17 protein-coding genes are annotated in these 17,374 nt (G+C 55.1%); 4 read left to right on the forward strand and 13 right to left on the reverse strand.

Going from position 1 to position 17,374, the window contains the following annotated elements; all coding sequences use genetic code 11:
* Positions 1–227: hypothetical protein (locus AAC01S_RS19710; protein WP_217997826.1), on the forward strand; the 227-nt coding region annotated here is incomplete at its 5' end.
* Positions 228–265: 38 nt separating this feature from the next.
* Here the strand turns inward: AAC01S_RS19710 and AAC01S_RS09750 are convergent.
* Positions 266–1,159 carry an alpha/beta hydrolase gene (locus tag AAC01S_RS09750; RefSeq protein ID WP_067621511.1) on the reverse strand — a complete coding sequence of 298 codons (894 nt, stop codon included), beginning with the start codon at positions 1,157–1,159 and terminating at the stop codon, positions 266–268.
* A 150-nt stretch (positions 1,160–1,309) separates the two neighbouring features.
* Here AAC01S_RS09750 and AAC01S_RS09755 point away from each other — a divergent pair, with 150 nt between their 5' ends.
* Positions 1,310–2,284 carry a helix-turn-helix transcriptional regulator gene (locus tag AAC01S_RS09755; RefSeq protein ID WP_067621512.1) on the forward strand — a complete coding sequence of 325 codons (975 nt, stop codon included), beginning with the start codon at positions 1,310–1,312 and terminating at the stop codon, positions 2,282–2,284.
* Between the two features lie 173 nt (positions 2,285–2,457).
* Positions 2,458–3,564, forward strand: coding sequence for an NAD(P)H-dependent flavin oxidoreductase (locus tag AAC01S_RS09760; protein ID WP_083511672.1), 1,107 nt, complete (start codon positions 2,458–2,460; stop codon positions 3,562–3,564).
* A 140-nt stretch (positions 3,565–3,704) separates the two neighbouring features.
* Here the strand turns inward: AAC01S_RS09760 and AAC01S_RS09765 are convergent, their stop codons facing one another.
* The 7 genes from AAC01S_RS09765 to AAC01S_RS09800 form a co-directional block, all read right to left on the reverse strand.
* Entirely contained in the window at positions 3,705–5,504 is a 1,800-nt protein-coding gene (locus tag AAC01S_RS09765; protein ID WP_067621513.1) for an ABC transporter ATP-binding protein, read from the reverse strand.
* Positions 5,501–7,267, reverse strand: coding sequence for an ABC transporter ATP-binding protein (locus AAC01S_RS09770; protein ID WP_245630156.1), 1,767 nt, complete (start codon positions 7,265–7,267; stop codon positions 5,501–5,503). The genes AAC01S_RS09765 and AAC01S_RS09770 overlap by 4 nt, the downstream gene beginning before the upstream one ends.
* A 339-nt stretch (positions 7,268–7,606) precedes the next feature.
* Positions 7,607–8,533, reverse strand: coding sequence for a hypothetical protein (locus tag AAC01S_RS09775; RefSeq protein ID WP_067621514.1), 927 nt, complete (start codon positions 8,531–8,533; stop codon positions 7,607–7,609).
* A gap of 60 nt (positions 8,534–8,593) precedes the next feature.
* On the reverse strand, positions 8,594–9,679 hold the full coding sequence (locus AAC01S_RS09780) for a sensor histidine kinase (protein WP_083511670.1): 1,086 nt from the start codon (positions 9,677–9,679) through the stop codon (positions 8,594–8,596).
* A complete protein-coding gene (locus tag AAC01S_RS09785; protein WP_067621515.1) occupies positions 9,679–10,353 on the reverse strand; it encodes a response regulator transcription factor in 675 nt (224 codons plus the stop codon). Before AAC01S_RS09785 ends, AAC01S_RS09780 begins: the two co-directional genes overlap by 1 nt.
* A gap of 695 nt (positions 10,354–11,048) precedes the next feature.
* On the reverse strand, positions 11,049–11,255 hold the full coding sequence (locus tag AAC01S_RS09790) for a hypothetical protein (protein WP_067621516.1): 207 nt from the start codon (positions 11,253–11,255) through the stop codon (positions 11,049–11,051).
* Between the two features lie 437 nt (positions 11,256–11,692).
* A complete protein-coding gene (locus AAC01S_RS09800; RefSeq protein ID WP_067621518.1) occupies positions 11,693–12,238 on the reverse strand; it encodes a MarR family transcriptional regulator in 546 nt (181 codons plus the stop codon).
* Positions 12,239–12,382: 144 nt separating this feature from the next.
* Between AAC01S_RS09800 and AAC01S_RS09805 the strand changes: the two genes are divergently transcribed.
* Positions 12,383–13,798 (forward strand): FAD-dependent monooxygenase, encoded by a 1,416-nt coding sequence (locus tag AAC01S_RS09805; protein ID WP_174520843.1) that lies wholly within the window; start codon positions 12,383–12,385, stop codon positions 13,796–13,798.
* Here the strand turns inward: AAC01S_RS09805 and AAC01S_RS19245 are convergent.
* The 5 genes from AAC01S_RS19245 to AAC01S_RS09825 all read right to left on the reverse strand — a co-directional run bounded on the left by AAC01S_RS19245 (position 13,705) and on the right by AAC01S_RS09825 (position 17,025).
* Positions 13,705–14,409 (reverse strand): MFS transporter, encoded by a 705-nt coding sequence (locus AAC01S_RS19245; RefSeq protein ID WP_281178126.1) that lies wholly within the window; start codon positions 14,407–14,409, stop codon positions 13,705–13,707. The genes AAC01S_RS09805 and AAC01S_RS19245 overlap by 94 nt on opposite strands.
* A 139-nt stretch (positions 14,410–14,548) precedes the next feature.
* Complete coding sequence (locus AAC01S_RS09810; RefSeq protein WP_067621520.1) at positions 14,549–15,010, reverse strand: GNAT family N-acetyltransferase; 462 nt, start codon at positions 15,008–15,010, stop codon at positions 14,549–14,551.
* 93 nt (positions 15,011–15,103) lie between these two features.
* Positions 15,104–15,814 (reverse strand): metallophosphoesterase family protein, encoded by a 711-nt coding sequence (locus AAC01S_RS09815; RefSeq protein WP_067621521.1) that lies wholly within the window; start codon positions 15,812–15,814, stop codon positions 15,104–15,106.
* 378 nt (positions 15,815–16,192) lie between these two features.
* Entirely contained in the window at positions 16,193–16,531 is a 339-nt protein-coding gene (locus AAC01S_RS09820; protein ID WP_067621522.1) for a hypothetical protein, read from the reverse strand.
* A 110-nt stretch (positions 16,532–16,641) separates the two neighbouring features.
* On the reverse strand, positions 16,642–17,025 hold the full coding sequence (locus AAC01S_RS09825) for a hypothetical protein (protein WP_067621523.1): 384 nt from the start codon (positions 17,023–17,025) through the stop codon (positions 16,642–16,644).
* Positions 17,026–17,374 lie beyond the last annotated feature (349 nt).

Raw genomic sequence — 17,374 nt, forward strand, 5'->3', positions numbered from 1 at the left:
TCCTGTTCAGCAAGCACCATCCCGTCGCTACACGTGTGTACGAAGACGTCCCGATCGCGCCTGCCGCCGACACCGTCGTATCAATGCCCACATTCTCGATGGTGCCAGTTGCGTCACCGAAGAAATCCACAAAAGCAGGAGTCGACCGTTTGTGGATCGCGCAAGCAACCGGATTTCACCTTCATGCTCGCGAGTCATCTGCGCTTGTCGGCGACAGGGACTTGTAAAACACCCGTTCTGTGAAACTTGCCAATCCGGCACAACATCAACTCAGATGCTGCGCGATGAAGAGTGCTGCTCGATCCAGCGCTTGATCGGCTTCCTCGAGGACACCTGCAAACGCTTGGAAGACGTGCGGAACATCCGCGGTCACGTCGAGGATCACATCCACGCCTGCCGCCATGGCGCGGTGTGCCATCTGCGTGGAATCGTCAAGCAGGACCTCATTGGTCCCGACCTGGAGCAGGAGCGGCGGGAATCCGGTCAGATCCGCGAACCTTGCGGGGCTCACAAGTTCATGATTCGGGTCCTGTCCAGCGAGGTACATCGCATCTGTGCGGTCAAAACTCTCACGGGTGAAGAACGGATCGATCCCGGCTTTGCTGTCCATGCTCGCCCCAGAATGCGTCTTGTCCAAGCCTGGCGAGAACGCGACCACTGCCGCAGGCATGGGCAGACCCGATTTTCGTGCCATGAGGCACGTCGAGACTGCGATTCCTCCGCCAGCGGAGTCACCAGCGAAAACGATGGACGCGGCTTCGATCCCACCGTCCAGGATCTCGCGATAGGCAGCGAGCGAGTCTTCCAGCGCCGCAGGAAACGGATGTTCCGGAGCAAGACGATAATCAAGCGAAATCGCTCGGATACCTGTCCTGCTGACAAGGTTCGCGGTGATTGGCATGGCGGTTTCGGGAGAGCCGAATATAAACGAGCAGCCATGAAAATAGAGAATCGTTCCCGGACGAGCAGTCTGTTGAAATTCCACGAGCACACCAGGCCGATTCCCCAGGGTTGTCTGCGTTGTCCGCACGTTCTGAGGCACATTCATCGTCGCCATCATGGCGGCAAAACCTGCTCGCATCTCCTCGACGGTTTGCGGCTTGGACGGTCGGACACGCCGAAGCATTGCGTCCACTGCTTTACGCTGTTCTCTACTCATAGGTTTCTCTCTTCCTTTCCACGACCAATATGAGGCCAGTCCGATGCGGCGAATTCCTGCTTGCTGTCATTTCGTCCTCATCCCATACTCATTCGTAGCGTAGAATACAATAGTGACAAAACACGTCACTATTTTTGGGGTGAACTCTTGATGAGCAAGTCGCGGCGCCTCATCGAATTGATGATGGCGGTGAATCGGAAACGAAAATTCACGGTCAAAGAACTCGCCGAGGAATTTGGCGTGTCTACCCGAACCATGCTGCGTGATTTGCAGGAACTGAGTGGTATGGGTGTGCCCTTGTACTCTGAAGTGGGCGCGGGAGGAGGATACCGGGTCCTTACGGAGCGAAGCCTTCCGCCGATCTCGTTTACGGAAAATGAGGCATTCTCCATATTCTTTGCCTGTCACGCGTTGAGACACTACAGTTCGCTCCCCTTCAAGGCGTCTGCCGAGTCCGCGCTTCGCAAGTTCTTCGCGTATTTGCCGGATGACCTGAAAAATCGCATCGATGACATGCGACACCGTGTGGACTTCTTTACACACAAACGTGCGCAACGGGCTGAATACCTTGAGATATTGCTTCAAGCATCCATGGAAAGGCTGCCTGTAACCATCGATTATGGCGTTCGGACGGATCAAACCACACGCAGGACCATCCAGCCTGTTGGAATCTATGCGGATGAGGGATACTGGTTCTGCCCAGCATACTGCTATCTGCGAAAGGCATACCGATTGTTCCGAGTGGATCGAATATGGTCAGCCGCTATAGCGAATGCCGAAACAATCCCGGAGCCGGTTGATGTTCGCGAGGTAAATTTGTCGAACTTTGGCTTGTATTTTCAAAGCGAATCCGAAAGCGTAAACGTCAAAGTGAAACTCACAGCGAAGGGAATTGAATTGTTCCGCGACAAAAGCTGGTTGTTCCCTTGGGGGAAGATTCGTGTGTCCGATGCCGGGACAGGTGTGCTCGAGGCAGGTATTCGCGCCTCAGAAATACCATTTTTCGCCGAATACTTTTTCTCGTTTGGAGCGGAAGCGATCGTGCTGGAACCGAACGACCTGAAAGAAGCGGTTAGAGCGAAGTTGATCCATGCTCTGAAAGAGTACGACCTCTCAAACGCCTAGCGTTCTGTTCCCTCGCCTTCTATGCCAACCAAGCCACTGCAAACAATGGCGAACGGCAGTATAATCAGCCTAAACCAACAGGATGTACGCCCTGCCGGGTGCAGCGCTTCCTGTTACCGGACGATATTTCTCGAGCTTTCAAACCGAACGCCTACGTCAAAGGGGAGAGTCACGTGTGGAATGACACGTCAGTCACGCGCATGTTGGGTATCCAATATCCAATTATCCAGGCGCCAATGGCAGGTGGCCCATCCACACCTGAGTTGGTTGCCGCGGTATCCAATGAAGGTGGACTCGGTTTTCTTGGAGCTGGGTACATGTCGGCTGATTCGATCCGATCAGGTATTCGCAGGATACGAGAACTGACAGACAAGCCATTTGGGGTGAACCTATTCATTCCGGATGAGAACATACAGCTTGATAGGGAGATCATCAACTCCATGAAACGTCAGCTAAAGTCGCTGGGGTCGTTTGCAGAGGAATTTGCGGGCGAGATCGACAGCATTCAAGTAGAACATACCCCTGGAGCCGACTTTGCAAAACAACTGGAGGTTATCATAGAAGAACGGGTTCCTATCTTTAGCTTCACTTTCGGGTGCCCTACACGGGAAACCATCGAGGAATTGAAAGCAAGGGGAACCTGTGTCATCGGTACTGCAACCACAGTTGCGGAAGCGATGACACTTGAACGCGCAGGCGTGGATGCCATCGTGGCTCAAGGTTATGAAGCCGGTGGCCATCGGGGCACGTTTCTAGGGTTCGGCGCGTCTTCCCTCATCGGCACGATCGCGCTGGTCCCTCAGATTGTGGATACGGTACACTTGCCAGTCATCGCGTCGGGCGGGATCATGGATGGCAGAGGCATCGCAGCTTGTCTTGCCTTGGGGGCGTCTGCGGTTCAAATGGGTACTGCGTTTCTCGCCAGTTTGGAAAGCGGAGCCCATCCAGAGCACAAGCATGCCATTCTCCATAGCCGAGACGCGGAGACCGTGATCACGACGGCTTTTTCGGGAAAACCTGCCCGTGGTATTCGAAACGACTTCATGACGATAATGGAAGCATATGAGGCACCCATACCGCCGTACCCGGTCCAAAATACGCTGACTCGTCCACTGCGAAACTGGGCCGCACGACAGTCCAATCCAGCGTTTATGTCTCTGTGGGCAGGGCAGGCTTTTGCCCTGAGTCGGGAGGCGAGTGCGAGTGACCTAGTCCGGCGGTTTGTTCAAGAAGCACAGCAGGTTTTGAGTCCGTTTCATGATGAACAGCCAAAGACGTGAGGGAAAATTTAACCTCATCGATACTCCAACCTTCCGCATCGAAATTCACCTCGGTCGCTTTCACTTGCGATTTGCGTCATGGTAAAGGCCAGTCGCGGTCAGTGCACGCCCGCGACTGGCCCTTGCGCCTCCTCCAAACGTCATGCAAACTGTTCCTGCCCGGATGTTCCAGGCTCCTCTTCCTCCAACAACTTGCCGTGCCACAGCTTGCGCATCTCAGAACTGGTCTGCAGCAATTCATCCAAGGTCCCTTGGGCCTCGACACGCCCATCCTTGAGAACGATAATCCGATCCGCTTGGGCCAATGCCGCCCGGCGGTGCGAGACGGCGATGCAGGTCGCTCGATTCTCCGCAAACAACCGCAGCCACAATTGCTTTTCCGTCTCTGCGTCCAAGGCGCTCGACAAATCGTCGAAGATGAGCAGCTCCGCTTGCGTCAGGAGCATTCGCGCCGTTGCCGCGCGCTGAATCTGTCCGCCGGAGAGCATCACGCCGCGCGGTCCGACGAAGGTGTCGAGGCCGTGTTCGAGATCGACCAGGTCCTGCTCCATCACCGCGTGCCGAATCGCCGTGTCCAAGGTCGTCTGGGATACGTCTCGGCCCATGGTGATGTTTTCGCGCAGCGGATCGCTGAACAATCTCGGCACCTGGGACGTGTAGGCGGCGTGCGGCGGCGTGAAAAACGCCGCTGGCTCGTGAATCGTCCGGCCGTTCCAGCAGATGGTCCCGGCCGTTTTCGGGAGCATGCCGAGGAGCGTGCGAATCAGTGTCGACTTGCCCGATCCGATGCGCCCCGTAATCACGAGGAACTCGCCGCGCTTGATGCGAAAGTCGATCCCGGCAATCCCGTTCTCCGATTCCGGATATCGGTAGGTCAGTCCGCTGACCGTCAGTTCGGCAAACGGCTCGGCGGCAGGCTCAGCGTGCTGCGGTTGGGTCTGACCGGGTTCGTCGTAGAGGTGGATATCGGCGTGATCGATCAGTCTGTCGCCTTCCCCAGGCTTGAACAGAATGCGCATCCGATCCAGCGCGACCCGCAGCCGTTTGTGTTGATACACCATGTACGCGAACAGCGAGACGCTGTTGCCGAACCACGCCAGATAGGTCGTGAACAGGGCGAAATCGCCGACGGTGAAATGGCCTGCCCGCATCTGCGCCGCGCACATCAGCAGAATGATGCCGGTCGAAATGTTCAGCACGTGCTGGTTCATCGACTGCACCCATTGGCGAAACAAGTTGTCGCGCAAGGCTGCCTGGCGGCGCTGTTCGTTCAACTCCAGGAACCGACCCAGCACATGATCCTCAGCCTGGCCCAGTTTGACGGCCTGAACCGCGCCGAACACTTCGGCGATGAACCCGGTGATACGGCCGGTAGCCTCGCGGTTCAACCTGCTGTACTTTCGAGCCCGGTTCCCCGACAAATTGTTCAGCAGCGTGACAATGAGCAGTGGAATCATCGCCACCAACGTGATCTGCCAATTGACGCGGACCATGATGGCGATGGAGACAACGGCAAAGACCAGGAATCCCCAGAAATCCGTCCACGACTCCACATATTCAACCACTTCCTGCACGTCTTCTCGAAACCGCGTCATCGCCTCTCCGGGCGACGCAGGCAAGTGGCGGCCCGGCCAACGCAGGATGCCAGCCAGCATGTTCGTCCGAAGCACGGCCTGCACGTGATAGATATGCGTTACCCAGGTGAAAAACGCGCCAAGAAACACGCCGACGCGCGTCCACCGCACGATCGCGACGAGCAGCAACGGCACCGCCATCCACCACATGCTGTGCGAATGATCTGTCATTCTATCAAAAAACCAGTCCATTCCAATCCCAATGCCAAGCGGCAACGAGTGGAACACGCACCACTGCAGTCCGTCGACGACGTACAGCAGCGATCGGAAGCGAATCAACTTCCACATAAACTGTGTGACTGTCACGCAAATTCCGCCTTTCCATCGGCACGCAAGAGCGCGGCATAATGCGACGACGGATCGACCGCCAACGCGTCGCGTGCTCCAAATTCCACAATGCGTCCGTTTCGCAGGACCATGATTTTGTCGACTCGCTCCAACGTCGACAGCCGATGCGCGATCACGATACCGGTACAACGCTCCAGCAATTGCTCCACTGCGGCTTGAAGCGTCGCTTTCGTGGCGGGATCGAGCCGAGACGACGGTTCGTCGAGGATGACGAGGCTCGGCTTGGTCAGAAACACCCGCGTCAACGCGAACAATTGCGCCTCGCCGGCAGACAACGAGGTCCCGCCAGAAGCCAGGTGCGTATCCAGGCCATCTGGCAGGCTGTCAATCCATATCTTCAATCCCAATTGCTCCGCGATGTCGAGAATATCCCCATCCGTCATGTTTCGGTTGAACAAGGTCAGGTTGTCGCGAAGCGTCCCGTCGAATAGTTGAACGTCCTGCGTCACCATTCCGACGCGGCGATACAACGCCTCAAAGGTCAGGCTCCGGATGTCGACACCGCCGACCCGAATCTCACCGCTGTCGAAGTTGTACAAACGCAACAACAATCGACTGATACTCGATTTGCCGCTGCCTGTGCGACCGACAATGCCGAGCCGTTCACCCGGCCGAAGCTCGAAGTGAACGTCGTGCAAGACAGGCTCGCCTGGGTTGTAGCCGAAGCTCACGTGATCAAACTCGACGCTGAGCGGGCCCTCCGGCAAATACGCGTGCTGGCCTTCTTCAATCTCGCTTCGCAAGGCCAACAACTCCCGTGCCCTCCGCATGCCGGATTTCGCGCGCTGAAATTCTTGCATCTGGTTGCCCAGTTGCTCGATTGGGTTGTTCAACATCTGCGTGTACTGAAAAAACAAGTAGACGGCGCCTAACGTCACCTGGTTGGTCAAGTACAGATGCAGACCGGTCAGCAGCACCGCGGTCACCGCGATGGTGAACAACACAACCGTCGCGTTCCACGGAATGACGCGCAGCATCCAGGCTTTCCGCCCTGTCTGAAAGACGTCGCGCATCGCGGTGAAGAAACGTCGCATCACGTAATCCACAGCGCCGTTGCTCTGGACGTCTTCAATACCCGCAATCCGCTCCTCAATCAACCCGAACAACGCCGCGCTCGACTGGCGTTCGGCTTGTGACGCGGTGACACCGAGATCGCGAATGGCCGCCATCACGACGAGAGACGCCGCCGTGAACGCCGTCATCACCGCCGCGATGAGCCAATTTTCAAAGAACATGACGACGAGAATCCCAGCAAGCAAGATGAAGCTGCCGACAATTTGCACCATGAACATGGCGAAAAAGTTGGACATGTTGGTGATGTCGCCATCGACCCGCTCAATCATCTCGCCTGGCGTCTTCAAATTGTGAAACCGCATGTCGAGGCGCAGCAGGTGCTTCATCAAATCGGCCCGCAGCTGATTGGTCGCGCGCCACGCGACATCATTGCCGAGGTAGCTGACGGCGACCGTGACAAATTGGTTGGCGATGGCAATCACAAGGTAGACGCCTGCAAGGTACAGCAGCGTTGCCACTGGCCCCCGCCCGCTCGCGACATTGATAAACCGCTGCACAATCTGCGGATTGACCAATTCAAATATCGTCGTCGCAAACAGCAGCGACACCAGTAAAGCCATTCTCCCTTTCACAGGTTGCAAATAGCGAATCATCCAGGTCATGGACATGGAATTGGATGAACGATGTGATGAATCCGGGGATTTCACAAATAAGCCTCCTTCAGGATGGATTCGGTCACAAAGCTGTCCATTCGGCTTCGTTGTGACATCTCCATGAGGAGGCCTGGGGATATGAGTGGAAATGGAAACAAAAACACCCCAGGCTTACCGCCTGGAGTGATGTGTTCGATTGGATAAAACTATCGCACACGCACAACGAGGTCAGCCGAAATCGACAAGCTTATGAAATTGGATGAGATAACTCCATGAAGTTGCCGCATGTATGACGACCTCCCTTAGATCAACGTGTATGCTTGACGCGTATTGACCATAACATGGCAATTCAACCATGTCAACCACAAAAGCGAAGCTGGTGCGACGTACAGGTCAGTCCAGTTCGACGCGATCGAAATCACGCAACGCTTTGAGCGTCTTGACAGTAAGATGCCCTGCCCATTCCACTTGTGCCTTTGCCCAATCTTCTTCGTATTCGCCGAACCACGACCAGTTGGGGTGCCAAGCGCCATCCTCGCCGAGATGCTGAATCTCGTAATCGAGATTGGCGTCAATCGCTTCCCGCAGGGGAGGCGTGAACGGGCTTCGCGGCGACCACGCAATGTTGAGCGGCTTGGCTGCATATCCCTCCCATTCTGCGGGATCGATCGCGACGGTGCGGTGAACCGATGGGGCCAAGCGCGCGAGAATGTGCGATCGATGCGACTGTGAGAGACTTTCGGCGAGCCGCTGATAGCAGAGAAAATCGTGCATGTCGATGGGGGCTGGCAAGGCATCCAGTTCGGTCATGGCTTTGTCCGTGATCGCCTGCAAAAACGGCTCAGGGACGAGCGCTGAGTAACGCCACAGATACCCTACGATCTCGGCATTGGGATTGGCCCACGTGCCCTCGACGCCGCATCGGCCAGTCGTCGGATCGAAGGTCCACCAGGGGGCGTGAGGGTATTCGTTGACCTCGTCAGGTACCGCGTGCCAGCGCTGAGCCGCCTCATCAAATGTGTCAAGAAGGTACTGGATGGCTCGCTGGACGATGGGATCGCGGGCGGTCAGGCCCAACTCCACCGCATATTGCAAGCCAACCGTCGTGGCCATGGCCGACGACGCCGGCAGACGAAAATCTGGCTCTATAGCCCGGCCGAAGCCGCCATCCTCATTTTGATAAGCTTGCAGCGCGTGACGGACGCTATCGATTGATCCGCCGTCGAAGTAGAATGCGGCAAGCGAAAGGTCGATCTCTCTGGCGTGTTCATCGATAAACCGACGGGCGCGACGCCAAGCGTCCTTCGACAAGATTTCCATCGTTTCACCCCATGATTGGAATATGTGTGCTATTGACCGAGAAACAGCGCTGCTCCTCCCTCACATCGACCCCGACTCGCGATTCGGCAGTTTGACAACGAACGTGGTCCCCTGGCCCAGTTGACTGTCTACCGCGATCTCGCCGCCGTGCATGTCGACAATCCGCTTGACGATGGACAAACCGAGACCGCTGCCAGATTCGCCGCGCGCACGGGCCTTATCCGCCTTATAAAACCGTTCGAAGATATGTATCTTTTCGTCATCGGCAATCCCGATTCCTGTATCTTGAAGCCGAACACATACAAACATGTCGTTCGTTTCCAACGCGATCCTGACGAAACCGCCTTCGGGCGTGAACTTGATCGCGTTTGCGAGCAGATTGATCCAGACCTGATTGAGCAAATCTCGATCACCGACGAACGAGGTGCTTGCGAGATCGAGATCGACCTGAATGGATTTTCGTTGCCACAACGGCTCCAGCGACAACACCACATCGCGAAGCTGCCTATCCAATCGATACGATTCGGGATGAAATGGATGGTATCCTGATTCGAGCGAGGTCAGTTTCAGCAAATTATCGCTCAGACGCGATAAACGGCGGCTCTCGGTCTCGATGATCTGCAGATAGTGGTTCCGCTGATCTGGCGCTAGGTCGGGCTGCTTCAAGGCGTCGACGAAACCGACAATCGACGTCAGCGGCGATTGAATTTCGTGAGACACATTGGAGATGAACTCTTGACGCATCTGTTCGAGCTGAGCCAATTCTTGCGCCATGTCGTTGATACTGTGAACCAATTCGAAAAACGGATGGTGTTCGACTCTCGGATCCTCGGCCATGCCGAGATCGACCCGAACGTTGAAATCCCCCTTGGCAAGCCTGCGGATCACCTCGATCACCGACTGCACGAACGCCCTCTGACGCGGCGCGGCAACCCTGCCGATCATGCCTCCTGTCACGCCAAACAGCAGCATCCCGATGGCGACCGACGTCATCTGCCAAAGATACGGACTGGGCTTAACGCCGATCTCCCGATACAACCATGCGCTTACCAAATACCCCAGCGAGAATGCGGCGAATGCCGCAGCGAGCGCCGAGGCGATCCGCCAGCCGATCCGCCAAACGTTCAGCCCCCGTCTCTCCCGCATCACCCTTCCGCCTCCAAACGGTATCCGAGGCCCCGAATGGTTCGGATCTTGAACGAACAGCGCTCCTCCGAAAATTTGTCGCGAAGCCGCTTGATATGGACGTCGACCGTCCGTTCGTCCCCGTCAAAATCGTAGCCCCAGATGTCCTCAATCAGTTGATCGCGAGACAACGTTTGCCCAGGATAGCTCGCCAGCTTGAACAGCAGTTCAAATTCCTTCGGCGGAAGCGCGATATCGTCGCCCTGATACGACGCCTCGCGCGTCCGGTAATCGAGGCGCAAGCCCCCAAGTTCAATCACTTGCTCCATGCTGATTCGATATCGCCGAAGCAGCGCGCGGACGCGAGCGACCAGTTCTACCGGCTCAAACGGCTTGACGACATAGTCGTCCGCACCCAATTGCAAACCCTTGACCTTCTGCACAGTTTCGCCCTGAGCCGTCAGCATCAAAATCGGCAACGAAGAATGCTCGCGAATCTCGCGACACAACGCCCAGCCGTCGACATTCGGCATCATGATGTCGATCACGGCCGCATCGACCTTCATCTCGCCCAATAGACGCAGTGCTTCGCGTCCATCTCCCGCTTCGCACACATCAAAACCATCGCGTTCGAGATTCAAGCGAACCAATTCGCGTATATACGGATCGTCGTCAACCACCAAAATCCGAGTCATATGGACCTCCCCATACTGCAGTGACATCGCTAAGTGGGATGATCCCACGGAAAGATGAACGCAAAATGAACAGCGCTTGGCTTCAGCCTGTCCGCACCTGCCCGCATCCATGATACTGCCAAATCTGCACCGGCGGCGAGCAATGGGCGTGGGGGCGTCGGGGCGTCGGGCGGGGATGCATACGGCAAATAAGCCGCCGTGGGCCGCTTAAGTGTGTCGAATCATCTGAGTCACGCCGAATAAGCGGCCCACAGACGCTTAAATCGCCGCAACCACGCCATTCCGGCGGGTACGGAAGCAAATAAGCGGCCCACGGCCGCCTATTTGCCATCCATTCGGCCATTTCATCGAAATAAGCGGCCCAGGGCAGCTTATTTCCCCCTGCCAACTGCCTGCCAACTGCGCGAGCCTGCCCGATCACGCCGCCCCCCACCTCCGCGATCGCCCCACCGCACGATCCCTGGCGAACGGGGGACGCACACGCCAAATAAGCCGCCGTGGGCCGCTTAAGTGTGTCGAATTATCTCAGCCGCGACGAATAAGCGGCCCACAGACGCTTAAATCGCCGCAACCACGCCATTCCGGCGGATACGGAAGCAAATAAGCGGCCCACGGCCGCCTATTTGCCATCCATTCGGCCATTTCATCGAAATAAGCGGCCCTGGGCCGCTTATTTGCCCTACCACCTATCTCCCCTACCACCTATCTCCCCTACCACCTAGAACGGTGCCGCTCGGCGCAATCGTTTTGCGGTTTTGGATGAACGTCATGCGCTTGAAATGAAGCGTGATCACATGAGCGTGCGATTGAACGCCAACATAGGCATCTCCCTTGGTTATAAACAAGGGAAGGTAAAATGCATTGAGCGACGAGCCCAGAAATGCATCTTCGATCTGCCTCATCTGAGTCTCCCGTTGTCTCCATCGCACGAGCCTTGCGTTTGGCGGGGTGAGTCCATGTGTAGGGCTATCGCGCGGACCACATTCGATCCAAGCGGCACATTACTTGGTGAATTCGTTGTCTGGGTTTGCGGATTGATTTTCCGTTCGGTTTTGCGATCGCGTATGATTCGAAACCGTCGTGACATGTGCAAGGTCCCCACGCTGGGCATGCGCAGGCGGGCCATGGTGCCGGCGATCGCGATGAGAATGGCGGCGACTGCCGTTCCGTTGGTTCCTACCCAATTTCGCTTCTGTGTTTTGTCGTTGCGACGATATATTCTTTCACCGTTTGTTGTTCTGTCACCGATCACGCCCCCCAACCTGATCCCACCATGAAGAGATTCTATCGCCTCGTCGCCGCGACAGTCGAAGAACCGTGTCACGATGACTCTGAGTCCCTAATCGACCTCATCAGGTTCGGGTGCAATCCATGGAGACGCCAAGCCGTCTCTGAGGAACGACACGATAAAGCGGAGCTCATTGACATCATACTTTTGAAAGAACCTCTGAACGCCCTCATCGATTCGTTCGTGGAGCATTCGATGAAGGCCAAACAGTTCGTGTCCCAACGGGGTCAAGCGAAAGTAAATTTCCTTCCTGTTTTCAGGAATGCTCCCCGCGATGATCAGTTCGCTTTTCATTAATCTTCGTGTGATCTTAGACACCGTGCCCTTCGGAACCTGCATCTCCTTCGAGATGGTAATTCCATTGACAGGCTGACAGCGACCAATGGTGTCGAGGACATGAAGCGTCATTGTCGTCATATTATCCACCATCTGCTGCAGGACAGGATTTTCACAGTGTGCTCGAAGCCATTGTTTCTCTTCGTCGAATTCGATACGTTGTTGCAACTGCACGATCAAACGAATGATTTCATTCATCAAAGTCTTGACTTCATGCCCATCGTTCCGCTCAACAGGATCGTTGCTTTGAAAGCGTTCCATGACTAGTCTCCTTCATCGTCCTGAGTCTCATTATAGTGGAGAGCGCGTCACCAAAAAAGTTTCTTGGAAACGATATTGATCTTGCCGTCTGTTTAGACTAGTATAGTTTCCAGGAAACTTTATGAAAGGGAGATGTACTGAATCATGGATGTGATGATTGCAGGAGCTGGCCCGACCGGACTTACGTTAGCCATTGACCTCGCTCGCCGTGGACTCGATGTCCGCATCATCGACAAGGCGACTGAATTCTTCGCCGGATCGCGAGGGGACGGGCTGCAACCGCGCACGCTCGAAGTATTTGAAGATCTCGGCGTTCTCCATCAAGTGCTCGCACAGGGCAGATCCTTGCCGACGATAAGGGTGTACCTCGACGGAAAATTTGCAACCGAGCGGCGGATGGCCGAACCGCTGCAACCGACGCCGGACATTCCCTATCCCAACGCCTGGGTCCTCGGTCAGTCCCAAACCGAGGCTATCCTGCGCAATCGATTGGAGGAATTTGGCGTACACGTGGAATTAGGCACGGAACTCGTCAGCTTCACACAGGACTCGGATGGTGTCACAGTGCACCTATCCACTGGCGAGATCTCGCGAGCGTCGTATCTCGTCGGGGCCGACGGCGGGCACAGCACCGTGCGCAGGGCGCTTGGCATCGCGTTCGAAGGTGTGACAGACAGCTCAATCCGCATGCTCCTCGGAGATGTGGCTGTGGACGGGCTCGATCACGAATACGGATACTGGCTCGCCACGGCCGATGATCCGATGACCGGGGTTGGTCTCAGCCCGTTGCCGAACACAGGCGGACTGTTCCAATTCAACGCCCCTCTGTCCGAGTGGGACAGCGATACCTCTCTGGACACCCTCCAGCGTAAACTCGATGCGGTCCATGCGAACGTGCAAGTCGTGAATGTCACGTGGTCGACCGTGTGGCGGCCGAATGTTCGGCTCGCCGAACGCTTCCGGATCGGGCGGGTATTCCTGGCTGGCGACGCCGCACACGTGCATCCTCCTACGGGTGGCCAGGGACTGAACACCGGCGTACAGGACGCCTACAACCTTGGCTGGAAACTCGCAGACGGCTCGCCGGAATTGCTCGACAGCTACGAGACTGAGCGGCGCGCGGTGGCGGCGAAGGTACTGGAAATCAGCACGAAGCTCATGCAACGGTATAAGGATGGTGCCGAGGACGCGCACGAACGCGGGGTGAACACCCGCCAGTTGGATGTGAGCTATCGTACATCAGAAGGCAGGCTCGTTCCAGGTGATCGCGCGCCAGACGCACCCGTGATGGGCCCCGAGGGTAACGCGATCCGGTTGTTCGATCTCTATCGCGGTCCGCACGGGACCCGCCTCGTCTTCGGCGCCGCAGCTCCGGACGAACCACACGCCTATGCGGTGCTCCGACCAGGCCAGTCTGTTCCCAGCGGCGCATACGTCGTCGACGTCGAAGGACACGCGTTCGCTGCCTACGATGCCGTGGACGGTACCACCATCGTCATTCGTCCCGATGGGTACATTGGCGAACGCAGTTTAGCGTCCCGTGATTCCATGCGCCCATGACCTTCTGGATGTCCAGGTCGCAGGAATTGTGAACCATATTCATCTCTCGTGTTCGCCCATGGACCATAAGAGCGGGAGGTTTCGCACAGCCTCCCGCCAACTGCCTGCCGTACGGGAGCCTTCCAACCAAACCGCCAAGATGGAATGTTCACGTCGGAGTTCTCCGCTGAATAGAACGACGAAATTAATTGATTGCGCGCTCGTTCGACGAGCAGATCGTCCTCAGACATGCCAGCAACCGTTTCTCGGACGGCATTTCGTAACGCTTCGATGGGACCTAATTCGGGCGGCTGTGCTTCGAGGGCCTCCACAATCCAGCGATCATACTCATCGTGCAAGACTCCGGCCTGAATGATGCCATATGTCGTGCAGACCAACCCAATGCTAAAAGCGGATGAACCAAAGACATCGATGTGTGTTGTGGCGGATCGTTCCGATTTTGGTAATCGAATTGCAATTGCGATGATGGTAACGATCACGACGGGCACGTTGATTAGAAAGATCCATCCCCACCAAAAGTGCTCCAACAACCAACCACCGATGATGGGGCCAAGTGGTAGAGAAAGCATGGTCCCAACCAGTAGTATGGTTATCGCCCTAGAACGCCCCAAGAATCAATTTCTTGCTCCCGAATCGATCACCGAGCAACCCTGCCGGCATCATGAGCGCGGCAACCACCAGTGTATACGCGTCTTGAGACGGTCTTCTTGGAGACGGATCGGATGCCGACGTCAAGCTCGCGTAACGTCACTACAAATTCAAAGCAAGCCTAACCATGTCACGGCACTGGATTCCGTTCTCATAGATGGGCTCGTCGTAATGATGAGTGAAAAAATCTCTATCCACACCGACGATGCGAAAACCACATTTTTGATACAGGGCCAACTGGCCGACGCTGGAGTTCCCTGTTCCCAGCTCAATCGTTTTATATCCCATTGAAATTGCGGTTTCTATCGCATGAAGAACCAAATGCTTGCCGATCCCTCTACCCTGTTCTTCCTCCGCAACCGCAACATTCACCAGTTCGACCGTTTGTGGTCGCGTATCAATGAGGACATACACCCCAATCATTTCGCCCTTCGATTCAGCAATAAAGCAATGCCCACGGTGAATATAACTCTCGACGGATTTGATACATGGATCGGCAAGCAACAGCAGTGGCATGGGGAACTGTTCTTCAGAGCGTAAGCGTCGAATTCGAAGACTGTCCATCGTCAGATCGCCCCTATTTTGACTATCTCAGAACCAACGATCACAAACACGCATCCAAAGCCATCAACTCGTGTACCCAGCGATTCTGTACATTTAGGGTCCGTCGGTTGGTGGATTCAAGACGTGATTGGCAAAATCATTCGCCATGGGTACGCCGGATTGACGTATCTGTTCGGCGGCCTGATGGTAATCATACGCCGTCTCCCGCAAATCCACATTCGGACCGAGCAAAACCCAGCAGGCTCCTCGTGCCGCGCTTTGGAGCCCAACACTGCCAGCGTTGATGATTCGTTTTCCAAGTACGGTGCGGTCAAATTGAATGTGCGTGTGGCCGCAAACGATTGTAGACTGTTTTACCGAATCGACCATCGCCGCAATTTCAGCTTCTGGGGTATCTTTTCGAATCGCTTCTTCATCGCTCCGCGGGGAACCGTGCACAAACAGGACTTCACCAAGCCCATCGATGTGTATCGTTACATGTTCTTGCAATCCGTTCAGGAAATCGATCTGTTTGGGGGTGAGTTGATCTGAGCACCATTGATTGATCTCGGCGGTCCCATCATCAAGACCTTGATCAACTCCGTACCGTTGTCCAACCTCCCTGTCGGCGTTGCCTCTTATGAAATGCACGTTTCCGCGAAGTGACATCAACCGTTCCATGACGAGTCCAGGCTGCGGTCCCCAGGCTAGATCCCCGCCAACTACAATGGTATCAACGCCGCATTGTTCAACTTCTGATAAGACAGCGTCTAATGCCGCGGCGTTTCCATGAATATCATAGATGGCTGCGACTCGCTTTGCCATGACTCGGCCTCCCTTGCGCGCTCATGTCTATGGGCCTCCAAACAGGAAAACAAGGTGCTAAGATAGTGCGAATTTTCAGATGGTCCTGACTGACACGGGCTAATGATTCATGCTGGTTAAAATCCACGTCTTTGCCGCCTCAAAAACATCATCATGAGTGACAGGCTCGTTGACAGTTCAAACCTGTCGGCCTTCACGGTGCCGATCAATCGATGCATGACGATGCACAAGAGACCAACGTATCGGCCTTTGTGAAATTCGGGCTACGATACCATTCGAACATGTGAACCACTCCTGTTAAGGAATTTCCCCGGGGATTTCGCAGGTTTTTCGATGGAGACAGAGAGCAATGCAGATGGTCGCAGGCATGAGGTCGTCTCAGGGTTGCACGGTTGCTAGTTTGTATTTAGCCCAACTCCGCAAACCGTCGGATAAGCCCTCAGGAGTCAGTGATTGCCTCTTCCACCCGTGTGAATCTGCATAATCAGTGTACTTCTTCATCAGGCGATCCCAAGAGCCATCAATGACCCGAATTTCATCCGTTACCATGTCCATGGATACCCTTATCAACTTTTCGCCATCCGGCTCGAACCATAAATCAAGCGCGACTCGTTTCGACTCTTGGTCAATACTCACGTTCTTGAATCCGATGATTCGATATCCATCTCCAGGTGCCAAGATACCCACAGCCTCTCTTTCAACGGTTCCAACAAGCATGCGCCACCACCACATTTGTCCGGTAAAAGTACACAATATTTCGCCTTATCTTAGCAACTTTCGACTTGTTTTGCCAGTGAGCGTAATCATGCACGACCGAAATGAGCTTGCTACTTCATGCGCAACGTTCTCCAAAGCCACCTGACAAAACGCACTAACCTCAATCCAGCGTCCGTGGTCAACAAGACGACAATGACCGTGGTACAGACAAAGCCAATCCCGATTGGCAGAAACATTGGGTCCGCTGTGACACTCTGGTTCATCGTGCCAGTTATCGCTGTATAGACGACCTGAACAGATAGGAATCCATATAACAGTGAAAAAACGAGTGCCCTATACCCCGTTCGAAAATTTCGTGAATTCGTAAACAAGAATAAGAGAAATAAGCCCACGACGAGCGTCATATACGTAGCTGCATCCTGTACAATGTAGAGCGAAACTGTTGCTGCAATGAAAGCCAAACAGCAGATCACGAACGTCATGACTCGCAGCATTTTCTGCTCTGACCTCCATGAGTTGCGCTATCACTCTGAATACCTGATGGGTGTACGGAGACTATGATTTGCGCCTTCTTTCATCATGTATTAGCTTCCCACCGAATTCCTGAAGAGTCTATTTCCGGAGCGGCATAAATTGTGCAGGATCTAGCGCATCCGATTCTATAACAATCGCAGTTAAGCCAACGTCCGTCTTCGTTTCATGCCATTCTCCCTGTTCCCAAAAGACCGCGTCACCAATTGCAACAGGAACGATCCTATCTGAATTGGAGCGGTCCGTCCTTAGCAACATCGCCCACGTTATCGCGTTCCATTCACTCTTGATCGTCTATTCCAAGTTCGACAA

It is taken from the genome of Alicyclobacillus acidiphilus NBRC 100859 (assembly GCF_001544355.1).
GTDB lineage: Bacteria > Bacillota > Bacilli > Alicyclobacillales > Alicyclobacillaceae > Alicyclobacillus > Alicyclobacillus acidiphilus.

What these genes read in the sequence shown, in the direction of transcription:
- AAC01S_RS09810 (WP_067621520.1), bottom strand. Translation starts at nt 15,010, where the DNA reads ATGGACAGTCTTCGAATTCGACGCTTACGCTCTGAAGAACAGTTCCCC.
- AAC01S_RS09775 (WP_067621514.1), bottom strand. Translation starts at nt 8,533, where the DNA reads ATGGAAATCTTGTCGAAGGACGCTTGGCGTCGCGCCCGTCGGTTTATC.
- AAC01S_RS09750 (WP_067621511.1), bottom strand. Translation starts at nt 1,159, where the DNA reads ATGAGTAGAGAACAGCGTAAAGCAGTGGACGCAATGCTTCGGCGTGTC.
- AAC01S_RS09790 (WP_067621516.1), bottom strand. Translation starts at nt 11,255, where the DNA reads ATGAGGCAGATCGAAGATGCATTTCTGGGCTCGTCGCTCAATGCATTT.
- AAC01S_RS09780 (WP_083511670.1), bottom strand. Translation starts at nt 9,679, where the DNA reads ATGCGGGAGAGACGGGGGCTGAACGTTTGGCGGATCGGCTGGCGGATC.
- AAC01S_RS09755 (WP_067621512.1), top strand. Translation starts at nt 1,310, where the DNA reads ATGAGCAAGTCGCGGCGCCTCATCGAATTGATGATGGCGGTGAATCGG.
- AAC01S_RS09800 (WP_067621518.1), bottom strand. Translation starts at nt 12,238, where the DNA reads ATGGAACGCTTTCAAAGCAACGATCCTGTTGAGCGGAACGATGGGCAT.
- AAC01S_RS09820 (WP_067621522.1), bottom strand. Translation starts at nt 16,531, where the DNA reads ATGCTTGTTGGAACCGTTGAAAGAGAGGCTGTGGGTATCTTGGCACCT.
- AAC01S_RS09825 (WP_067621523.1), bottom strand. Translation starts at nt 17,025, where the DNA reads ATGCTGCGAGTCATGACGTTCGTGATCTGCTGTTTGGCTTTCATTGCA.
- AAC01S_RS09815 (WP_067621521.1), bottom strand. Translation starts at nt 15,814, where the DNA reads ATGGCAAAGCGAGTCGCAGCCATCTATGATATTCATGGAAACGCCGCG.
- AAC01S_RS09805 (WP_174520843.1), top strand. Translation starts at nt 12,383, where the DNA reads ATGGATGTGATGATTGCAGGAGCTGGCCCGACCGGACTTACGTTAGCC.
- AAC01S_RS09785 (WP_067621515.1), bottom strand. Translation starts at nt 10,353, where the DNA reads ATGACTCGGATTTTGGTGGTTGACGACGATCCGTATATACGCGAATTG.